The 277-nt window shown below is 48.0% G+C and carries 1 protein-coding gene; it reads left to right on the top strand.

Annotated elements, in window-relative coordinates:
- The coding region (ccsA, locus tag SB775_RS29070) for a cytochrome c biogenesis protein CcsA (RefSeq protein ID WP_410864679.1) at positions 1–211 on the top strand (211 nt) is incomplete at its 5' end.
- Positions 212–277 lie beyond the last annotated feature (66 nt).

Below are 277 nucleotides of genomic sequence, written 5' to 3'. Positions count from 1 at the left end.
CCTGTTCTACATGCACAACCTATTTAGCATGGAAAATATCGACAAGGCTGTGCTCTCTATCGTGGCGTGGTTTGTCTATATTGTGCTGCTGTGGGGACATTACCATGAAGGATGGCGTGGACGCCGCGTCGTCTGGTTTAACGTTGCGGGCGCGGTAATTCTGACACTGGCCTACTTCGGCAGCCGAATTGTCCAGCAGTTAATCAGCTAAACCCAGAAAAGGAGTTTCCCCTGGAACACATTTCTACTACTACGTTGATCATTATTCTGATCATCA

This window comes from Peribacillus sp. SIMBA_075, from assembly GCF_046534585.1.
The sequence above is the reverse complement of the archived record's forward strand: the minus strand, read 5'-3'. Positions and strand labels throughout refer to the sequence as shown.